This is a genomic window from Gottschalkia purinilytica, assembly GCF_001190785.1.
GTDB lineage: Bacteria > Bacillota > Clostridia > Tissierellales > Gottschalkiaceae > Gottschalkia_A > Gottschalkia_A purinilytica.
This window is the reverse complement of sequence record NZ_LGSS01000060.1, coordinates 1-840: the sequence shown is the minus strand read 5'-3', so window position 1 is coordinate 840 and position 840 is coordinate 1. Positions and strand designations below refer to the sequence as shown.

The 840-nt window shown below is 34.8% G+C and carries 2 protein-coding genes; both read left to right on the top strand.

Annotated features, from left to right (window positions below):
* Positions 1–51: 51 nt before the first annotated feature.
* A complete protein-coding gene (locus tag CLPU_RS16965) occupies positions 52–381 on the top strand; it encodes a transposase (protein ID WP_050379152.1) in 330 nt (109 codons plus the stop codon).
* A 79-nt stretch (positions 382–460) separates the two neighbouring features.
* Positions 461–840: IS3 family transposase (locus CLPU_RS16335; RefSeq protein ID WP_157857753.1), on the top strand; the 380-nt coding region annotated here is incomplete at its 3' end.

Sequence of the window (840 nt, the reverse complement as noted above, 5' to 3'; positions counted from 1 at the left end):
GAAATGGTATAATAAACTGGACACTAAGTTAAGAGAAAAAGGTGACAGTTTATGAGTAGGAGAAGTTATGATCGTCAATTTAAGATGGCTGCAGTAAAGTTAGTTTTGGAAGATAATATGTCCGCTTCTGAAGTTGCAAAGGAATTATCTATCCATTACAATAGTCTGTACCGTTGGATAAGTGAATATGAAGAGTATGGAGAAAGTGCATTTCCAGGGCATGGAAGTGCACTTTACAACTCTCAATATGAAATAAAAAAGCTTAAGCGAGAGAATGAAGAGCTTAGAGCAGAATTAGAACTGCTAAAAAAATACCGGACCTTCTTGAAGAAAAAAATGTGTAAGATTCCAATATCTCAAGGAAAACCAGAACAAGTATAATATCAAGAAGGCCTGTAAGACATTAAATATTTAGCGTTCTGGTTTCTATGAATACCTAAATAGAAGACCATCCAAGCTAATGCTTGAAAATGAAGTTTTAAGTGCTGAAATTAGAGAGATATTCGAAGAGCATAAAGGTAGATATGGTTCTATAAGGATTTCAAAAGCCCTTGAGCAAAAGGGTATCACTGTAAATCGAAAACGTGTTGCAAAATTGATGAGAAATATGAAGTTGGTTCCAAGAGGTACAAGATGCAGATACAAGCATTACAATCAGAAATCATCTTCAATAGAAAGGCCTAATCTACTTAATCAGTTATTTCAAACTGATGGAAAAAACAAGATTTGGGTTGGGGATATTACATATATTCCGACAAAGAAAGGGGTACTGTACTTAGCCGTATTTCTTGATATTTATTCTCGCAAAGTATGTGGATGGTCCATGAGCAGGAAGATGAA